Origin of the sequence: Pelosinus fermentans JBW45 (assembly GCF_000271665.2) — a bacterium.
Lineage (GTDB): Bacteria > Bacillota > Negativicutes > DSM-13327 > DSM-13327 > Pelosinus > Pelosinus baikalensis.
Map to the genome: position 1 here is coordinate 5,257,166 of NZ_CP010978.1, position 17,045 is coordinate 5,274,210.

The window sequence follows — 17,045 nt, forward strand, 5'->3', positions numbered from 1 at the left end:
GGTTTAAAGTTTAAATCTGCTCACGTTTTCATTCATTTTAATGGCCATATTAGCCAGTTCTGCAATATTACTAGCCACTTTTGCCATACTGGCTGTTTGCTCTTCTGTAGCTGCTGCTACAGTTTGCGTCCTACCGGAAGTAGACGCAGTAGTTTCACTAACTGTTTGAATACTTCCAGCAGTATCCTGTGTCCCCTGAGCAATTTCTTCAGATGCTTGAGACATCTCCTTAATGTTACTACTAACTCTTTCCAGTTGTTCAATGATCTTTTGAAAACCTGTTTTTGTATTAAATGCAACTTCTTTACCTTTTTCTGTTTCGATCGATGCAATGTTTGATATCTCTGTCATATTGTTTATTTCATCACTAATATTCTGGATAATAGAAGAAATCTCGCGCGTTGAATTCTCTGATTGCTCAGCAAGCTTTCTAACCTCTTCAGCAACCACAGCAAAACCTTTTCCTGCTTCACCGGCTCGTGCGGCCTCAATTGCAGCATTTAATGCAAGTAAGTTGGTCTGACCCGCAATATTGGAAATCACATCAATAATCGTTTTGATCTGTTTTGATGATTTATTTAAAGCAAGTGTAGCGCTCCCTATACTCTCCATAGAACTGGAAATAGTTTCGTTTTGGTTTACTACTTCTTCTAGTAATTTCATACCTTTTTGTGATTCTACTACTGCATCTTGGGTATTCTTGTCTATTTGCAATGTTCCTGCACTTAGCTCTTCCGCGCTAGCTGAAACCTCTTCTATCGTTGTTGAAATATCAGTAATACTCGATGCTGATTCACTGGCACTTATGGCAATATCAGTTACGTTTATGGAAATTGATTCAGCCGACCGTGAGAATGCATCAGTTGTAGCTGTTAATTCTTCACAAGAAGCCGCTAACGTGGATGATGATTCTTGAATCAGAATGACGGTCTCACGAACATGTGCCTTCGTCGCCTCAAGGCGAATTAGCATATCACCAATTTCATCATTGATTGATCTTTTGTAATGACTCGATGTCAAATTTAATTCTCCTATCTGGACTACAACGTCATTTAATATAGAAATACGCTTTAATAATCGTTTGGTATAAAAAAGTGCTATTATTATGCATAAAATGGAAATTATTACCGAAGCAATTTGTATTGTTACGATTGCTTCATCGATATGCTTGTCCATTGCATTTGATTTAGTATTAAAGTATTCCCCTTGAATTTCAGATAGTATAGAAAAATCAGCATTAATCCGATCTACTAAATCCCTTCCTTGAGTAGTTAATTCAGCAAGATTCGAAGCATTTATTTTTTTAGCATGAATTACTTTTTCACCTAGAACTTGATATTCTTGCAGTTCTTGAAGTAATTTTGCACTTTGTTCTTGGGTATCTTTTTCTTTTGAAGTTTCTCTATAGGCTTGCACTTCTTTTGTCGCTTTACTTATATCCTTTCGGTAATTAGTTTCGTAAACTGCTCCATCAGCGTACAGTATAAAGCCTCTCATATTTAATAACGCATTCGTAAATAAATTCTGAGCTTCTTTCGTCTGTAGCATTCGCGGCACCGTATGAGCTGAAACTCCGTTTACCTCATCCGCTACGAATTTAAAGTTATAAACTGAAAGAATCGCCAATGAGATAAACAAAGTAATAATTAAAGCATATATACTGATGACTTGCACTAATAATGAAATCCTTTTTCCCTTAAACATATTAAATTCTCCTCGTGATATTTTAAGTTATTTGTAATACCTGTAGCATCGTTGCATATAAACGTTTATTGGGTAAATATTTAGCTGCTTTTACATTCTCGATTCATAAAATATCTTCGATAACCAATCGCTAAGTCTTTGATTATCGAATTCTCTAATTCTCTACCAGCGTTATGTATATAAAAATGATCTCCTTGAAACATTCGTGTTTTAAAGTTACCTATAGTCTGTTCTTTCCATAATTTCAAATCGTTATAGTTGACTTCGGAATCTTTTATTCCGCCAAAAGCAGAAATAGAACAATCCAGCGGAATACCAGATGAGTATACGTATGTCTCATGAAGTGCGAAATCCGCTCTGAGTGAAGGTAATAATACCTTCATTAATTCACTATTTTGTAATACTGCATCCGGAGTACCGTTATATTCACGTAATCTCTCGATAAACTCGGCATCTGGCAGTAAATGCATGGGTGCTTTTCTTTTTACAATTGTAGGGGCGCGATAACTAGATACAAACAAATGAACAGGACTAATCCTTTTCTTTTGCAGTCGCCGAGTCAACTCAAAGCTAATTAAAGCACCTAAACTATGTCCAAAAAAGGCAAATGGAATATTTAATTCTGGTAATAGTACACTGACTAAAGAATCAATTAAAGGTTCCATTGATGTAAATTGCGATTCTAAAATCCTTTTTTCCCTTCCGGGGTATTGTATGGGACAAATTTCTATTTCCTGGGGAAACGAATTAATCCAATCACGAAAAACTGAAGCACTGCCTCCTGCATAAGGAAAGCAAAAAAGACGTAAATGAGGGTAGATATTTGGTCTTCTGTACGGAATCCACGTATTTGACATGTGCATTTTACTCATAATAATCTCCTTTTTTAATATTTAATTAACAAAAAAAAGAAACGCCGTAAAGCGTCCTATCTATTATATTAAAATCCCTTCTAGCTCTATCTTTCTTTTCTCGTCTAACATAGATACTTCTACTGTAATGCGTCGGTTTCTATGGGAAACCTTTTTAACTATATGTTCTAATCCGACTAAAGGTCCGTTCAGTATCTGTAATTGTTCATCATGTTTTACGACTGTACTCACTTCGACAATTCCGTCACTCCCCATTAGTCTCTGAATTAATTCTTTTTCTTCATTCAGTATCGGGACTAGAGCTTCGCCGCTATATACTAACCAAGCAATATTCAATTTGCGTATCCGCAATAATTGGTCAAATCCTCGTATCTTTTCTCTAGGGCATGAAATAAACAAATAGCCATCAAACAACGGTCTTACTAACCCGATAACGGCTCCTTGCTTGCGCCAGCTGATCCTCCTCTTAGGATAAATAAGCTCAACTTCAGGAAACAGTTTTCGTAACATAGTTAAAGCTGCATCCTCCTTACCACAAACCGTGCGCAATACATACCATTCAATAACTATCACCTCCTAAAAAATAGTATGAAAGACCATTGAGGAGTTGAAAAACTACCTCATGCAATGCAAATTATAACTTTCCCCTGATCTTTTTCACGCGCCTCCGCAGTGAAAATTCAGGAGAATTTTTTGCTTTCCTTTATTAAATATACATAACAACAATCCATCCATTAGTTTCCTATTTCTACTTATTTCTACCAGAATTCCCACTTCATTTCTATAGATATTGTCAGAAGAAACATTTTTAGCGATTATAATGTCGCTTAGCTTGAATGAAAATATTTGTTTTATCGAAAGGAACAACAAGAATCCCCCCTTAATGAACATTGCATCCTGCTTGTTCATTAAGGGGGGATTCGCCTAGTGATAAAGATTTTTGGGCTATATACAATAGCGGCTCTGAAACTCTTTGGCGTGTTCCAAGGTCATTAATGCTGTTTCTTTTGTATTGGCCAACTTAACCAAATAGGTTTTATTACCCCAGGGGGAAAGCTCCATCACCATATCTGGATTAATGATAAAGCCCTTATGACAGCGGAAAAAGCGGTGCTTTTCTAAGCATTCTTCAAATCTTAGAAGAGGCTCATAGGTTTGGACAACCATATCTCCTACAACATGAATCATGGTTTTACGCTCATTGCGCGTAATAAATATAATATCGGGAACGTTGATAAACGTACTTTTATCATTGGATAGAACTTTAAGTTTGAGATTTTCGTCTCTACTCAACGTTCTCTCCCGCTTCAAAACAGCAACCTGTTCTCTTTCTATTTTCAATTCTTTAATTCGTTTCACCGTTTGCCGAATCCGTTCTAAGTCAAAAGGCTTAACTAGATAATCAAATGCGTAAACTTCAAAAGCCTCACGAGCATAGCAATTAAAACCAGTCGCAAAGATGAGAAAAATGTTGGGATTAATATCGAAGATTTCTTTCGAAGCCTCAATGCCGCTTACTTCTGGCATATCAATATCTAAAAATATAACTTCCGGCTCCAGTTCCTCCACCATCTCAACGAGCTGACGCCCGTTTCCCGCTTCGCCAACAATACTAATCCCTGGCAGCTTCTCAATGACGTTTTTTAACACCCGCCGCATTAAAGGATCATCGTCGGCGATAATGATTTTTAGCATATGAAAATTACCCTTTCATTCCTTGAGCTATTCTTCACGTTCTAGCATATGTTCCGGTACTACCGGCTGATAATCTGCACCACCACACATGATGAAAAAACCGGCAAGCGCCACAGACATCATTAAAGAAGCCGAATAATTAAGTAATTTCATTTTAAGATTCTGCACCATACATCCCCTCCTTTCTTAATACAAATTAATACTATTTCCAGTATAGAATTACGACACATTAATCACAAGCATCCTTGTTCAATCGCTCTGCACGCTTGTCCAAAAAGGTTGTTTTATTGTCTAAAGGGGAATGCACACTTATCAAACACTATTTCTACAGCGGCGATAAATCGGTAACCGGCGGGAGTGATGCTGAAAATTTGCCGCAAGAACCCCCCAATGCTTGCCATAACAAGAGAAAAAATTATCGGAGACCCTCCCCAGAAGATCAATACACTCATTCCAACGACCCAAACAGAAGTGAAAATATAAGAAAACCTTCTAAAGCGCGCTCTTTTCACAGCCGAAACAACAGGCTTTGCCGGCGTATCGGCAGGTGACCACTTGTATATGACATAGACGCCTACAATCATAGAAAAAGCCACTAAGGATAACAGCAGTTCCTGTGATGCCAACGCTCCAAAGCGAAAAGCCAGCTCACCAATCCCCGTCAAAATGACAGTGCCTATTATCGTACAGCGAAATAGACTTGATGCATGGGCTCCCCCGGAAATAATTCGTAGACCGTTAAGCGTAAACCAGGCAGTGAGTACGTAAGGTAAAATTCCAAGCCCCCACGCAACACCAATAAGGACCCCAAAGCCGACAAGAAAAGCTAAGAAAAGCTCCACCCCAAACCGTACCATATCCGTATTTTTAACGTCAAGCTGTAATTCCTTCCCTAAATAGTGCGCTATACCCGCGGCAACGTCTCTTACTTCAACCATTTTTTACTCCTCCCCCCAAAAACCAAAAACTCCGTTTTACCCTCTGCGGCTTGCCTAATGGCTGATCTCCTGAAATCACAACCTGAAAACACGTACCCTCGCTATCACTCCTCACCCTGATCTTGCCATTGTATTTATGTACCAGCTTTTGAATGCTGTAAAGCCCCATACCTCTTCCTTCCCCTTTGGTTGAAAAACCCGGTGCAAATATTTTGTCAATCGCATCCTGCAAGATCGGCGGTCCGTAATTTTTCACTTCCAATACATAGCCTGCCAAGTCCTGTCCGATAGTAACCTCTACCTTTCTTTCCGGTATCGGCAGTTCAGTCACCGCATCCAGAGCATTATCAATCAAATTTCCCAGAATTAGATTAATATCTCGTGCTTCCAGGGGAAACTGTTGCAGGCTAGTTTCCACTGCAATACGCAAGTCAATTTTGCGCGCTTCCGCCAAACCAGTCTTGACATATAGCAACGCAGTCACACCTAGGTTATCGGTTTTCACCAATTGAGAAGTAGCAACGACTTCGCTCACACTCTTTCTCAAATAGTTCCGGGCCTCTTGAAACTCCTCTACCTCCAGCAAACCATAGATCACCTGCAGTTCGTGAGTAAAATCGTGACGCTGTATACGCATCGTATGTAGCAAGCCTTCCACATAATGAAGGTTATCCAACTGTACTTTGAACTCAACTTCACTTTTAGTAAGTGTAACAAATTGTTTAACAACAATTATTGTAATAATTGGTAACACTATATTTATAATAGCAAAATAAAAATAGAAATAAAAGGGAGGAAGAAGTCCCATGTATTGAAGCAGATATTTCCAACAAAAAAGGTCAATTAATATACTTTGGGTAAATAGCAATCCCGCGATCCATAGAAATTGTTTGTTTCCTATTTTTTCCCATATATTTGCCAACCGAATACTAACCCCGCGAATCAGGAGAATGAGCAATAAGTTAATCATTAGTTTTGAGGCAAAATACGGAAGCCGAGACCACCAGTTGCTTTCACTTAAAATAGCAATGGGCTGACCCGTTATAAAAATGTATGAAGATACCGTCAAGACTTCAATGCAGGTAAAGACACTCCATCCCAAAAAAACAGCCAGCATGCTCTTTTTATATGAAATTGGCATGGTACTGTATATTATTCCCATAAGAGATGCCATTTGTATTATCGTGTGAACGCCAAAGGGAATGGAAATCAATTTGCCGACAACCAAAAACAGAAAGGCAGCAAAAATTGCCTGCAAAGATCCGATCTGTAAGATTTGACGAAACGTTGGTCTGATGCCAAGAAGTGACAAACATAGCCACCCTAATATCAGTGCTTCTGGAAAAGAATAAACGAGAATAACAATAAAGTTAAGCTTTGGCATTTCTGCCCTCCTTCAAAACAGTAGACTTCTTTATTGGTCCATATATAAATATTTTCACTATGGAATACGTCATTTGATGTTTCTATAAAAATATTTCTTGGGATGCTTTCAAAGATAGGAAACCATAACTTCCCCCACAATAATCAGGGTAACAATCGGCAAAATCGTATTTACCGTGATAAAAGCTGCTTCGGCCGCCTCCCCATGCTCCTGATAAGAATAGTACTGATAACAACTAACGATGACAAAAAACTTTGAATAAGCAGCAAGCACCTAACCACAAAAGACAAATAGTAACATAACGATTCAATGGAAATATAGACCGTAAAGCCAAGACCATAGCTAAACAACTGCTTTTATTTCAACCTTCCTTTTAAGAAAAGACATCGTTCATGCTTTTCAGACAACAAAAATAGAAAGCAAGACATCCAGTCTCACTTTTTTTCAAGTTGCAACCTGGCAATCATAGGTTTAGAACCCTCTAGATCCATGGCTTTGCGTCCTCACCTTTCGATGAGTTTGCTCATTATTTTATTGTACAAATTATACATTTTTTAGCAAATTATGTCAATATTTATTTAGGAATTACGTCCTGCGACATTTACAAACAAAAGGACTTATGCCCCTGTGGTCTATTTTGATAAAAGATTACCTAATATTGATGTTTCCTAGCTGTACGGCAAATTGCTCCGAGTTTTAATTTGGAAACTTATACTATCCTCTTATATAGTGACGACTATTCATTTGTATGATAAAATATTTATTATGTAAACTAGATGATACGATAGAAAGGATTTGGGATTATGCGTCCATTATGTAAGATTCTGATGCTCCTGGCGGTTCCTGCAAGGTTAATGAAATCTCTCTATTCCAGGGATATTAGTGTTCGTCATAGCATTGAGGTTAAATCTGATGAAGCCGTGAATACATTTCAGGTATCACAGGTTTATAATGATGCTATCGAAGATATGAGAATTGAAACGACTATATTGGACTCATAATAAAAGACAAGGAGTACCATCATCAGTACTCCTTGTCCTTTTCATTCCTTCAAAATCTATCTGCCAATCAGAAGTATTTTCATTTCCGTAAAAAATTCAACAGCCACACCAGCCATCACTTTGTATCCAGTTTCATTTGGATGTATACCGTCAGAATGTAACCCTTCTTTTATCTTGCCGCTGCCCTCATCTACCATTGCCCCATAAAAATCAATGATTGCAATATTATTCTCAGCAGCATATTTACATATTTGCTCTCGATACTGCCCAAGCAGGCTTTCTGCAGCCACATCGTTACAAGGAATGGGCAGACCAAAGATTGGAATTATCGTATTATCTACCGCCAGTTCTGCCATGGTTTGAAGATTGTTTATCACTTCGTCAACAGCTATCCCAGCATAAGCATCGTTTGTGCCTCCCATAATGATAACATGGGACAGCTTTTGACGTAAAACATCCTTATAAAAACGCTCCAGCATGCCATCGGTGGTATCACCATTGATTCCTTTATTCATATGCTCTATGTTTAGCTGCTTTACCGCCAGGTTAAACCAGGAACCTTTCGATGTGTAGGGGAAACCATAGGTTATGGAGTCACCGATGGCAACTATTTTACTCTCTATATGTTCCATGTGATTTCATCCCATCCTATCTATGTTCGTTCATACTACTATATTTAACGAAACAAGATAATGTTCCTCTTTATCCGGCTAAGTAATTCACTATTTCTCACCACTCTGCCCAGTCTCTTAAAAATCTTTACAACAGTGTTGGCATAATACGATAAATAATATCATGGATTACATCATCATCATTACTTACAGAAACCCTATCTGCAATCTTTTTTACATCTTCTTGGGCGTTGGCGGGTGCAACTCCACAATCAGCAAGCTGCAGCATTTCAATATCATTTTCAAAATCACCCACAGCAATCACTTTTTTTAAGCGGTATGCTTCCATATTCAGCAATTCACCAAGCATATTTCCTTTTGAAACATGCTTACCAACAATCTCTAAATAAGTAACTGCAGAAAAAAACTGATTTGTTTAAATAGGCAATGGCGTTCTTATTTTTTTCTGAAACCTTGTGCTCACTGCTGGCAAGGGTTCCATCCAAATCTGAAATAAGAATAAAATCCCGATATGGTTTCAAATTTTCAGCTCCTTCCACTATTTATGAATAATACAGCCACTATGCTTAACAAATTCTGTAGGAGTGGTTTTTGTATATTTCTTAAATACCGCACAAAAATGCTTATAATCACTAAAGCCTGTCAAATTAGAAACTTCATATACCCGATGAGTCCCTTTTTTTAATAGACCAATCGCCTTTTGAATACGAAATCGTGTCAATAATTCTAAAAAAGTCTGTGATGTTGCTTCTTTAAACTTACGACTTAGATAACTGGCACTTACGTCTAATTCATCGGAAATCGAATCAATACTGATCTTCTCATGATAATGATCACGAATTTTATAAAGCGCCTGTGCAACATAACTATTTTTTAGGGTATCCCCATTTAGATATACATCCCAATCTACAAGTTTACCAATATCTCGTTTTTTGGTAAGTGCAATAATATTAGAATAAACCTTGGCTTCTTCCATACTTTCCTTGATTCTCTTGATTGTATTTTTAAGTTCATCTTCATCTACAGGTTTAAGCAAATAATCTGATACCTGCAGATATACCGACTTTCGCGCATAATCAAAATTGGCATAGCTTGTCAAAATGATACTTTTAAATGGTTTAATCTCCATACTTTTGGCCTTTTCCAACATTTCAATGCCATTCATGTGGGGCATAATGATATCTGCAATAACCAGATCGATTTCATATTGCTCTAACATAGCAAGTCCTTCTTTACCATTCTCTGCTGCGCCCACCACCATACAATCCATGCTCAGCCAGTCAATTGTGTAAACAAGTCCTCTGCGTATAATTTCTTCATCTTCGACAATCAATACCTTGAGCATATGAGTTTACCTCCTTTTATTTCAGCCAAAAAAGCGGTAACCGTCATTTATTGTTTTTTATGAATGGGCAAAACAATTTTTACAATCGTTCCTTCACAATAACTGCTGACAATTTCCAACCCATAAGAATCACCATACATCAACTGAATCCGCCGATTGACATTATATAATCCTGAATGCTGCGAAACATTTGCAGGTGATATCAGCATCGCTCGAATCTCATTAAGTGACTGTTCATCAATTGCAGTACCATTATTAGTAATCGTAAGTATAAGCGCGCTCTCAATCATCTTTATTTCAATTTCCACCAGCATATGCTGACAATCGTGAAAACCATATTTTATTGCATTTTCGATAATAGGTTGAATCAGCAATTTAGGAACACTGCAATGATTCAGTTCTTCTGGTATATGAAGAATATAATTCAGCCGATTACCAAATCGATATTTCTGAATATCGAGATAACTTTGGGTATATTCCATATCTTCCTGAATGGTTACCTCACTGCTGCTGGTACTAATGCTGTAGCGCAATATATTTGACAAGGCAATAATCATTTTACTGGCGGCAGCAGGGTCTAATTTAATCATAAATTTGATATTTTCTAATGAATTAAATAAAAAATGAGGATTAAATTGTGACTCAAGCTGTTTAATTTCAGAAATAATCGTCGCTCGTGCCTTTTCATGGTTGGTTTGCATAAGCTCTTTGAGGCTGAAAAGCATTCGATTATAGGCTTCACCGATAATTTCAAATTCATTATTGGTATTGATATGAAGACGCATATCCAAATTCCCCTGTTTCACAGCCGAAAATGCTTCCACAAGCTGATCTATCATTTTCGTCTTTTCTTCCACTTGCTTTTTTACACTGATAACGATGGACACGGATAATATTATTAATACTCCAATGAGAATCATCACTGTGTTTACCAACTGACTGACGATACCACCGATAGAAGTAAACGCATACACCATTAATTCTCCGTCTAGAATTGCTTTTTTGCTGCTATAATACTTTGTATCTGCAAAAGAAAAATATCCATTCGCATGCTGAAATTCAGGTTTCATTTTGTTCATAGCAGCACCAAAAAAATCATCTGTACAAATTGGCATATAGTCATAACGATCCTTTACAACAATATGCACATCAGGATTAATCATCGCACTTAGAATTTGTGCGGCCGGCACAACAAAAAGAACATAGCCAGTGATCTGGCCCTCTTCCAGTATTGCTTTACCAATTATAAGATCCATCTGGGAGTCAAAGCGGTGAATTGAATTCGTAAAAGTAAAGATTGGTGCCATTGGTTCTCTCTTGATTTGCCCTATAATACCCCAGTCTGCAATCCTTGCCAACTCGGCGAATTCCGGATCTTCTATTTGATTTGAAATTAGCCGATTCATCTGAGCATCAAAAATATAAAAATCAGTGTGTACACCTATCATACTGGTATATTGATATAATTTTTCATACATTTTTGTCTTTGCAGTTTTGTTATCACGCAGCACGTTCATATCACAAAGACCAGCAATGTCATTGGCGTTATCTAAATAATTAGAAATCATTGTACTCATCATATCACAACTAGCATTCAATCGATTGTGATTGCGTTCCAGCACATTGGTATTCCAATACGCAAAAGCAAGTATAAATACGATAATTGAAATAATAAAAATCGGGATTAGTGCATAAATGGTAAAAGTTCGCCGTAATTCATCCTTCAAGTGGTTCACTTTTCTACTCATGTTTCACCCCGATTCTCTATATCAACTACGCTCATACAAGTGTTTACATTTCTATTATAAACTAATATCTTTGCTGCCGGAAACTTTAAAGAATAGAAGCAGTCCAATGACTGTAGTCAGCGTTAGTATGGTAGACAGTGCTGCTGCCGTACCGTAACTTGCACGAATCACTTCTGTATAAATAGCCACGGACATTGTCTTCGTTCCGCCGGTATACAAGATGACTGATGAACTTAATTCATTAATACAGGTAATCCAACTTAAAATCGCCCCGGATAACACCCCTGGTATCATCATTACCGCAGTAATTTTGAAGAAAGTCTTTAATGGTGATGCACCAAGACTAATGGATGCTTCCTCCACACTTGGACTGATTTGATACAAAATGGCTGAGCTTGAACGCAAGGTATAAGGCAGGCGCCTAATGACCAAAGAAACAATGATAATCGTTGCTGTTCCCGATAAGATGAGGGGGTCTTCATTAAATGCCAGGAGCAAAGTGATGCCAAGAACTGATCCAGGAATAATATAAGGAAACATGGTAAGAGTATCAATAATATCAGTAAGCCAGCTCTTTCGTCGTGTCGTAATGTAAGCAACAAGCATACCGAAGAAAACAATCAGCAAAATGGCAACAAAGGAATAAACATAGGTATTAGTAATTGCTAAAGCCAGATTGTCAAAAACGATACGATAACTATCCATAGAAAATCCCGATACAAATATTTGACCCTTTGTTTTTAGAAAAGAAGTGTATATCACTGTAACTTGTGGGATGACGGATACCAATACCAGCCCATAAATAGCGATATGCATAACTGCATTCTTTAGTCCTGACAATCCTTTCGCCTGCATAGGCCTAAGGGAACTCATGGTAAAGGATTTCCTATTTACCACGTATTTTTGCAATAAGAAAATCGTTGTTGTAAGAATAACCATTAAGGTTGCCATGGCTGCGGCAAAATTGGCTTGCCCACCCACTTCATTAATAAACTCGGAATAAATCATGACTGGCATAACGTTAAAACCTTCCCCAATGAGCATGGGTGTGCCAAAATCAGCTAATGCATTCATAAAAACCATCAAAGCACCCGCAAGCAGTGTGGGCATCACCAACGGCATAATCACTGTTACTATCTTTTTTATGCCGCTGCAGCCGAGGCTTTCTGCCGCCTCAATGAGAGATGCATCAATCTTTTTCAGGGCGCCGGATACATACAAATAAATAAAGGGATACAGCTTTAACGTAAGTACTAAGAGTATGCCGCTAAAACCATAAATAGACGGCCATTCCATATGGAATAAGTCAGAAAGAAACTGTGTCATTATACCGCTTCGCCCGCCTAACAATACCCAAGAGTAAGCGCCGATAAAGGGGGGTGATAACATGGAGATAATCACAAGTACTTCGACTGCCCCCTTGCCTTTTACCTTAAATGCCGTCATCAAATAGGCTAATGCCGTACCAATCATGATGGATAGAATGGTTACACAAGTAGTAACCCACATGCTATTGATCAACGATTGATAGTAGTATTTTCTACTGAAAAACTTACTGAAATTTTCCATTGTAAAAACCCCTGTAGCCGGATCCAGGAAACTGCTGATAAACAATGAAAATAAGGGATACATCAAAAACAGTCCAAATACAACAACAGATGAGACAGTAACGAATGTCCAGAAATCCCAGGTAAGCAGCTTCTTATTCATACTGCTTCACATCCCTAATTAAATTCACCCTTTGGTCCGCAGTAAAAATATTGATTTTGGCTTTGTTAGGCCGAAGAATAATTGTCTCACCAATTTCGAACACTTTTTCTGCATGGCCTAAGTCTTGTGAAAATTCAGTTGCAGATTGATTTTTCATCACCATACCAGAAGCAAAAGCAAGTGTATAATTTACATATTTACCAAGAAATACTCGGTTATGAATTGTGCATTCTATACCATCTTCTTGTACTGAGAATTCTTCTGGCCTAACAGAAATAATAATCTCTTGCCCATCTGTTACTGAGCTAAGATTATCCATTTTTAGCTGATAACCGTCCTGAAACAAAACAAAAGTCTTATGATCTTCGACTTTTATTTTGCCGACAAATAGATTAGAATGGCCGATGAAAGTAGAAACAAATACATTATAAGGCCTTGTATAAATGGACTGCGGTTTTCCAATTTGCTCAATTACGCCTGTTTGCATAACTGCAATTCTATCGGAAATAGCCAAAGCTTCCTCCTGGTCATGAGTTACATAAACAGTGGTAATTCCTACTTGATTTTGTACTTCACGAATGGCACTGCGCATTTCTACGCGAAGTTTTGCGTCTAAATTAGAAAGGGGTTCATCCATAAGGAGTACATTGGGATGGATCACAATGGCTCTTGCTAAAGCAACCCGCTGTTGCTGCCCCCCAGAAAGTCGTTCCGGTAAGCGATCTTGATATTCTTCAATCTTTACTGCTTTTAAAATAGCATCCACTTTGGTTTTAATCTCTGCCTTGTCGAATCGGCGCAGCTTTAGACCATATTCTATATTTTCCCGTACTGTTAAATGAGGAAATATGGCATAACTTTGAAATACCATACCAATATTACGTTTATGAGTCGGAATCTCATTGATCACCAAATCATCAAATTTGATTTCTCCCCCCTCAATACTATTGAATCCTGCAATCATTCTTAGTAAAGTTGTTTTACCACAGCCTGAAGGTCCTAATAACGTAAAAAACTCACCATTTTTAATATGGGCTGATAAATTGGGGATAATCGTTACTTGATCGTATCTTTTGATTACATGGTCAATATGAATTGCAACACTCATAGATAAAACCTCCGTTTAAACTTCGGGCATTTTTATAGATTGACAGCCCACAACAAATAATTTGTGTGGGCTGTATAACAACCATGATCGGATCAATTAACGCTGGTAAATATGTCTTTAAATTTATCTAGCCATTGCCTTTGATTGGCTACAACCACTTTTTCATCATCGTTGATAATATTGATTTTTGACTTTTCAATCAAACCTTTTGGCGGTTCGACGTCATCACGGACAGAACGTCTGTGTAATTGTTGTACAATAATAGTCTGGGCATCTTTACTGGTGATAAAATCAATAAATTTCTTTGCATTTGTCATGTTTTTCGCATTCTTTATGACGTAAACACCATCTGGCTTAGAAATAACTCCTTCTTTCATATAAACCAATTTTACGGGAGCGCCATCAGCAACGTATTTTGCACCGCCTTCTTCGAAAGTACAACCTACAGCGTATTCACCATCAGCCACTCCTTTATAAACAGCTGAAGAACCACTAAGCAGCTTACCATCTAGATTTGCACAGAGTGCTTTTACATAATCCCAGCCTTTTTCCGGATCACCTTTGCCCATCGCGTAGAGCATGTTGATTAAATGTTCATAAGAAGAAGAAGATTTTGATGGATCAGAAAAGGCAATTTTGCCTTTTAATTTTGGATTTAATAAGTCTTCATAACCTTCCATTTTCATATCGCCAATTAAATTTGTATTGACCATAATTACACTTGGAATATCGGTAAATCGAGTCAAAGAACCTTCTGTATTCTTAAACGCCTGCTGAATCTTATCTTCATTCGCTGAAGTATAATTTTCAAATAAATTGGCTTTCGGCTTCATCGTACCAAGTGATCCGCCCCAGAAAATATCACCCAGCGGATTTGCTTTTTCGGATTCCACCCGCTTTAGCAATTCACCGCTGCCAGCCGCGACAACCTCTACTTTTATACCACTTTGTTTTTCAAATTCACTTACTAATGGATTGATAAAAGTCAACGGATGAGGACAATAAATAACTAATTTGTCTGTTTTTTCTGCTCCAGATTTTTCTGTCGTGGCTTTCGTATTTCCACCATTGCAGCCGACAAGGATTAAAGAGGGAAAAAGTAAAATGAGCATCAAAGACATAAGCTTTTTCATTAATTTTCCTCCATTCAAGTGGTTCTCTCTACCCAAATTATATATAAACCATTTCTGCTGAACAATCCCAGAATTATCTATAACTATCAGAAATAATGAACTTTTATTATATTTATCTAAATATTTCAATTATTCAAAACATAATCTTAGAAGCGAAGAGACGCTCCTTCTAAGATTATACTTCCGATGCATGCCTGTAATTCTGACTATAAACCCATTCGCAGTAATTTTCTATTATATTTTCGATACACCATCTTGCAAGCACCAAACCTGACATAATAGCTTAATTCCCTGATCAATTTCATTGCTATTCATACTACCAAATCCAAGCATGACTTGAGAGTTTGCAGCACTATGATGCAGATACGTACTAGAGAGGGGGAACAGTCTCACCTCTCTTTCCTGAGCACGCTGAATCAGTTCCTCTTCACTAAGGGAATTACCAAATAGCTCTAAAATAACATGAAGCCCCGCCCCCTGTCCAATTATATGAGCTTGAGAGGCGAAATGCTGCTGGATCGATTGAATGAGTGCATCATGCTTCTTTTTATATACATTTCGCATTTTGCGCAAGTGCCGTTCCCAATACCCTTGTTCCATAAACTTATAAAGTGTTCTCTGATCTAATAAAGAAACACTCGCAGCATAATCCCTAAACAGCTCACGATAAACATCGAGTAATCGATAAGGCAATACCATATAACTGACCCGAAGAGCTGGCGATAATACCTTAGAAAACGTACCTACATAAACGATATTTCCTTGGGGATGCAATCCCTGCAGGGCAGGAATGGGTTTGCCCTGGTATCGCAGTTCACTGTCATAGTCATCTTCAATAATGACGCCTCCGACAGTTTCCGCCCAATCAATTAATCGTAGTCTATTTGCCACAGGCATAACATGACCTAAAGGAAACTGATGGGAAGGTGTGACATACACAATGGTGCTGTCGGTCTTTTGTAAACACCCTAAATCGAGACCCTCGGAATTGACTGGTATCGGGTTAAAAGAGAAGGAATGATTCCGAAAAACAGCTTTTGGAATAAAGTGTCCGGGATCTTCCATGGCAAAGATAGAATGATTTTTTCTCAATATGGGTGCCAGAATCGAAAGACTGTCTTGAAGCCCAGAGCAAACGATGATTTGCTCTGGATCACAAGAAATCCCCCGTGAGCGAGACATATATCGTTGTATCTCATAGCGCAATGCAAAATCCCCCTGCTGATTGCTATAAAAAGCAAGCTGCTTCGGCTCTTCCTTTAAACACTCCACATACAATTTGCGCCATAGGTTGACAGGGAAACTCTCTGGCGAAAGACACGCAGGATGAAAATCAAAGGAATATGTTTTTCTATCTTTAGAGACTTTTCTCACTGATGCATCGATATTGCCCTGAGAGGCTGGAAAGACGTCTGGTTCTATAAAGGAAACATAGTATCCACTTCTTGGCTTGCTGTGTATATACCCTTCAGCACATAACTGCTGATAGGCATACTCTACCGTATTGCGGCTGACAGATAATTCAATAGACAAATTCTTAACCGATAGAAGTTTTGCAGCCGGGAGCAATTCCCCTGATAATATTTGTTTTTTAATTTGGTTGTAGATTTTTTTGTGCAACGGCTGACGGTCCTTATTGTCCAATATAAACATGACTCTTCACCCTAATTCCTTTATTTTCAAGGCTCTTAACTATCGCCATTATATCTAGGGTGATCTAGAGTGTCAAGGCGCTGGAGATCCTTCCTCAGAAAAAACTGACCCCATATTTTATT

16 protein-coding genes, 1 pseudogene and 1 riboswitch are annotated in these 17,045 nt (G+C 38.0%); of the genes and pseudogenes, 1 reads left to right on the forward strand and 16 read right to left on the reverse strand.

The window, feature by feature from the left end:
* Positions 1 to 3: 3 nt before the first annotated feature.
* The 7 genes from JBW_RS23075 to JBW_RS23105 form a co-directional block, all read right to left on the reverse strand.
* Positions 4 to 1,704 carry a methyl-accepting chemotaxis protein gene (locus tag JBW_RS23075; protein WP_007954882.1) on the reverse strand — a complete coding sequence of 567 codons (1,701 nt, stop codon included), beginning with the start codon at positions 1,702 to 1,704 and terminating at the stop codon, positions 4 to 6.
* A gap of 80 nt (positions 1,705 to 1,784) precedes the next feature.
* A complete protein-coding gene (locus JBW_RS23080; RefSeq protein ID WP_007954881.1) occupies positions 1,785 to 2,576 on the reverse strand; it encodes a thioesterase II family protein in 792 nt (263 codons plus the stop codon).
* Positions 2,577 to 2,639: 63 nt separating this feature from the next.
* Positions 2,640 to 3,149 carry a transcription termination/antitermination NusG family protein gene (locus JBW_RS23085; protein ID WP_268747871.1) on the reverse strand — a complete coding sequence of 170 codons (510 nt, stop codon included), beginning with the start codon at positions 3,147 to 3,149 and terminating at the stop codon, positions 2,640 to 2,642.
* Between the two features lie 372 nt (positions 3,150 to 3,521).
* Entirely contained in the window at positions 3,522 to 4,271 is a 750-nt protein-coding gene (locus JBW_RS23095; RefSeq protein WP_007954879.1) for a LytR/AlgR family response regulator transcription factor, read from the reverse strand.
* Positions 4,272 to 4,298: 27 nt separating this feature from the next.
* Positions 4,299 to 4,442, reverse strand: coding sequence for a hypothetical protein (locus tag JBW_RS25080; RefSeq protein ID WP_007954878.1), 144 nt, complete (start codon positions 4,440 to 4,442; stop codon positions 4,299 to 4,301).
* A gap of 113 nt (positions 4,443 to 4,555) precedes the next feature.
* On the reverse strand, positions 4,556 to 5,209 hold the full coding sequence (locus JBW_RS23100) for an accessory gene regulator ArgB-like protein (RefSeq protein ID WP_007954877.1): 654 nt from the start codon (positions 5,207 to 5,209) through the stop codon (positions 4,556 to 4,558).
* Positions 5,202 to 6,593, reverse strand: a complete 1,392-nt coding sequence (locus JBW_RS23105) for a sensor histidine kinase (protein ID WP_007954876.1) — start codon at positions 6,591 to 6,593, stop codon at positions 5,202 to 5,204. The genes JBW_RS23100 and JBW_RS23105 overlap by 8 nt, the downstream gene beginning before the upstream one ends.
* A 447-nt stretch (positions 6,594 to 7,040) precedes the next feature.
* Positions 7,041 to 7,127: riboswitch (cyclic di-GMP riboswitch) on the reverse strand.
* Between the two features lie 269 nt (positions 7,128 to 7,396).
* Between JBW_RS23105 and JBW_RS23110 the strand changes: the two genes are divergently transcribed.
* Positions 7,397 to 7,594, forward strand: a complete 198-nt coding sequence (locus tag JBW_RS23110; RefSeq protein ID WP_007954875.1) for a hypothetical protein — start codon at positions 7,397 to 7,399, stop codon at positions 7,592 to 7,594.
* A gap of 56 nt (positions 7,595 to 7,650) precedes the next feature.
* On the opposite strand, the gene JBW_RS23115 is transcribed toward JBW_RS23110, so the two are convergent.
* From JBW_RS23115 to JBW_RS23150, 9 genes and pseudogenes are all read right to left on the reverse strand, one after another.
* A complete protein-coding gene (locus JBW_RS23115; protein WP_007954874.1) occupies positions 7,651 to 8,226 on the reverse strand; it encodes a GDSL-type esterase/lipase family protein in 576 nt (191 codons plus the stop codon).
* Positions 8,227 to 8,353: 127 nt separating this feature from the next.
* Positions 8,354 to 8,620, reverse strand: a pseudogene (locus tag JBW_RS25900) (HAD family hydrolase); the annotation flags it as partial.
* Positions 8,595 to 8,765, reverse strand: coding sequence for an HAD hydrolase family protein (locus tag JBW_RS26280; protein WP_419177830.1), 171 nt, complete (start codon positions 8,763 to 8,765; stop codon positions 8,595 to 8,597). The pseudogene JBW_RS25900 and the gene JBW_RS26280, both read right to left, overlap by 26 nt.
* Entirely contained in the window at positions 8,765 to 9,571 is an 807-nt protein-coding gene (locus JBW_RS23125) for a response regulator transcription factor (RefSeq protein WP_007954872.1), read from the reverse strand. Before JBW_RS23125 ends, JBW_RS26280 begins: the two co-directional genes overlap by 1 nt.
* A gap of 47 nt (positions 9,572 to 9,618) precedes the next feature.
* On the reverse strand, positions 9,619 to 11,319 hold the full coding sequence (locus JBW_RS23130) for a sensor histidine kinase (protein ID WP_036680618.1): 1,701 nt from the start codon (positions 11,317 to 11,319) through the stop codon (positions 9,619 to 9,621).
* Positions 11,320 to 11,373: 54 nt separating this feature from the next.
* Complete coding sequence (locus tag JBW_RS23135) at positions 11,374 to 13,029, reverse strand: ABC transporter permease (RefSeq protein ID WP_007954867.1); 1,656 nt, start codon at positions 13,027 to 13,029, stop codon at positions 11,374 to 11,376.
* Positions 13,022 to 14,137 carry an ABC transporter ATP-binding protein gene (locus JBW_RS23140; RefSeq protein WP_007954866.1) on the reverse strand — a complete coding sequence of 372 codons (1,116 nt, stop codon included), beginning with the start codon at positions 14,135 to 14,137 and terminating at the stop codon, positions 13,022 to 13,024. Before JBW_RS23140 ends, JBW_RS23135 begins: the two co-directional genes overlap by 8 nt.
* 92 nt (positions 14,138 to 14,229) lie before the next feature.
* On the reverse strand, positions 14,230 to 15,270 hold the full coding sequence (locus JBW_RS23145; RefSeq protein WP_007954864.1) for an ABC transporter substrate-binding protein: 1,041 nt from the start codon (positions 15,268 to 15,270) through the stop codon (positions 14,230 to 14,232).
* A 234-nt stretch (positions 15,271 to 15,504) separates the two neighbouring features.
* Positions 15,505 to 16,923, reverse strand: coding sequence for a PLP-dependent aminotransferase family protein (locus JBW_RS23150; RefSeq protein WP_007954862.1), 1,419 nt, complete (start codon positions 16,921 to 16,923; stop codon positions 15,505 to 15,507).
* Positions 16,924 to 17,045 lie beyond the last annotated feature (122 nt).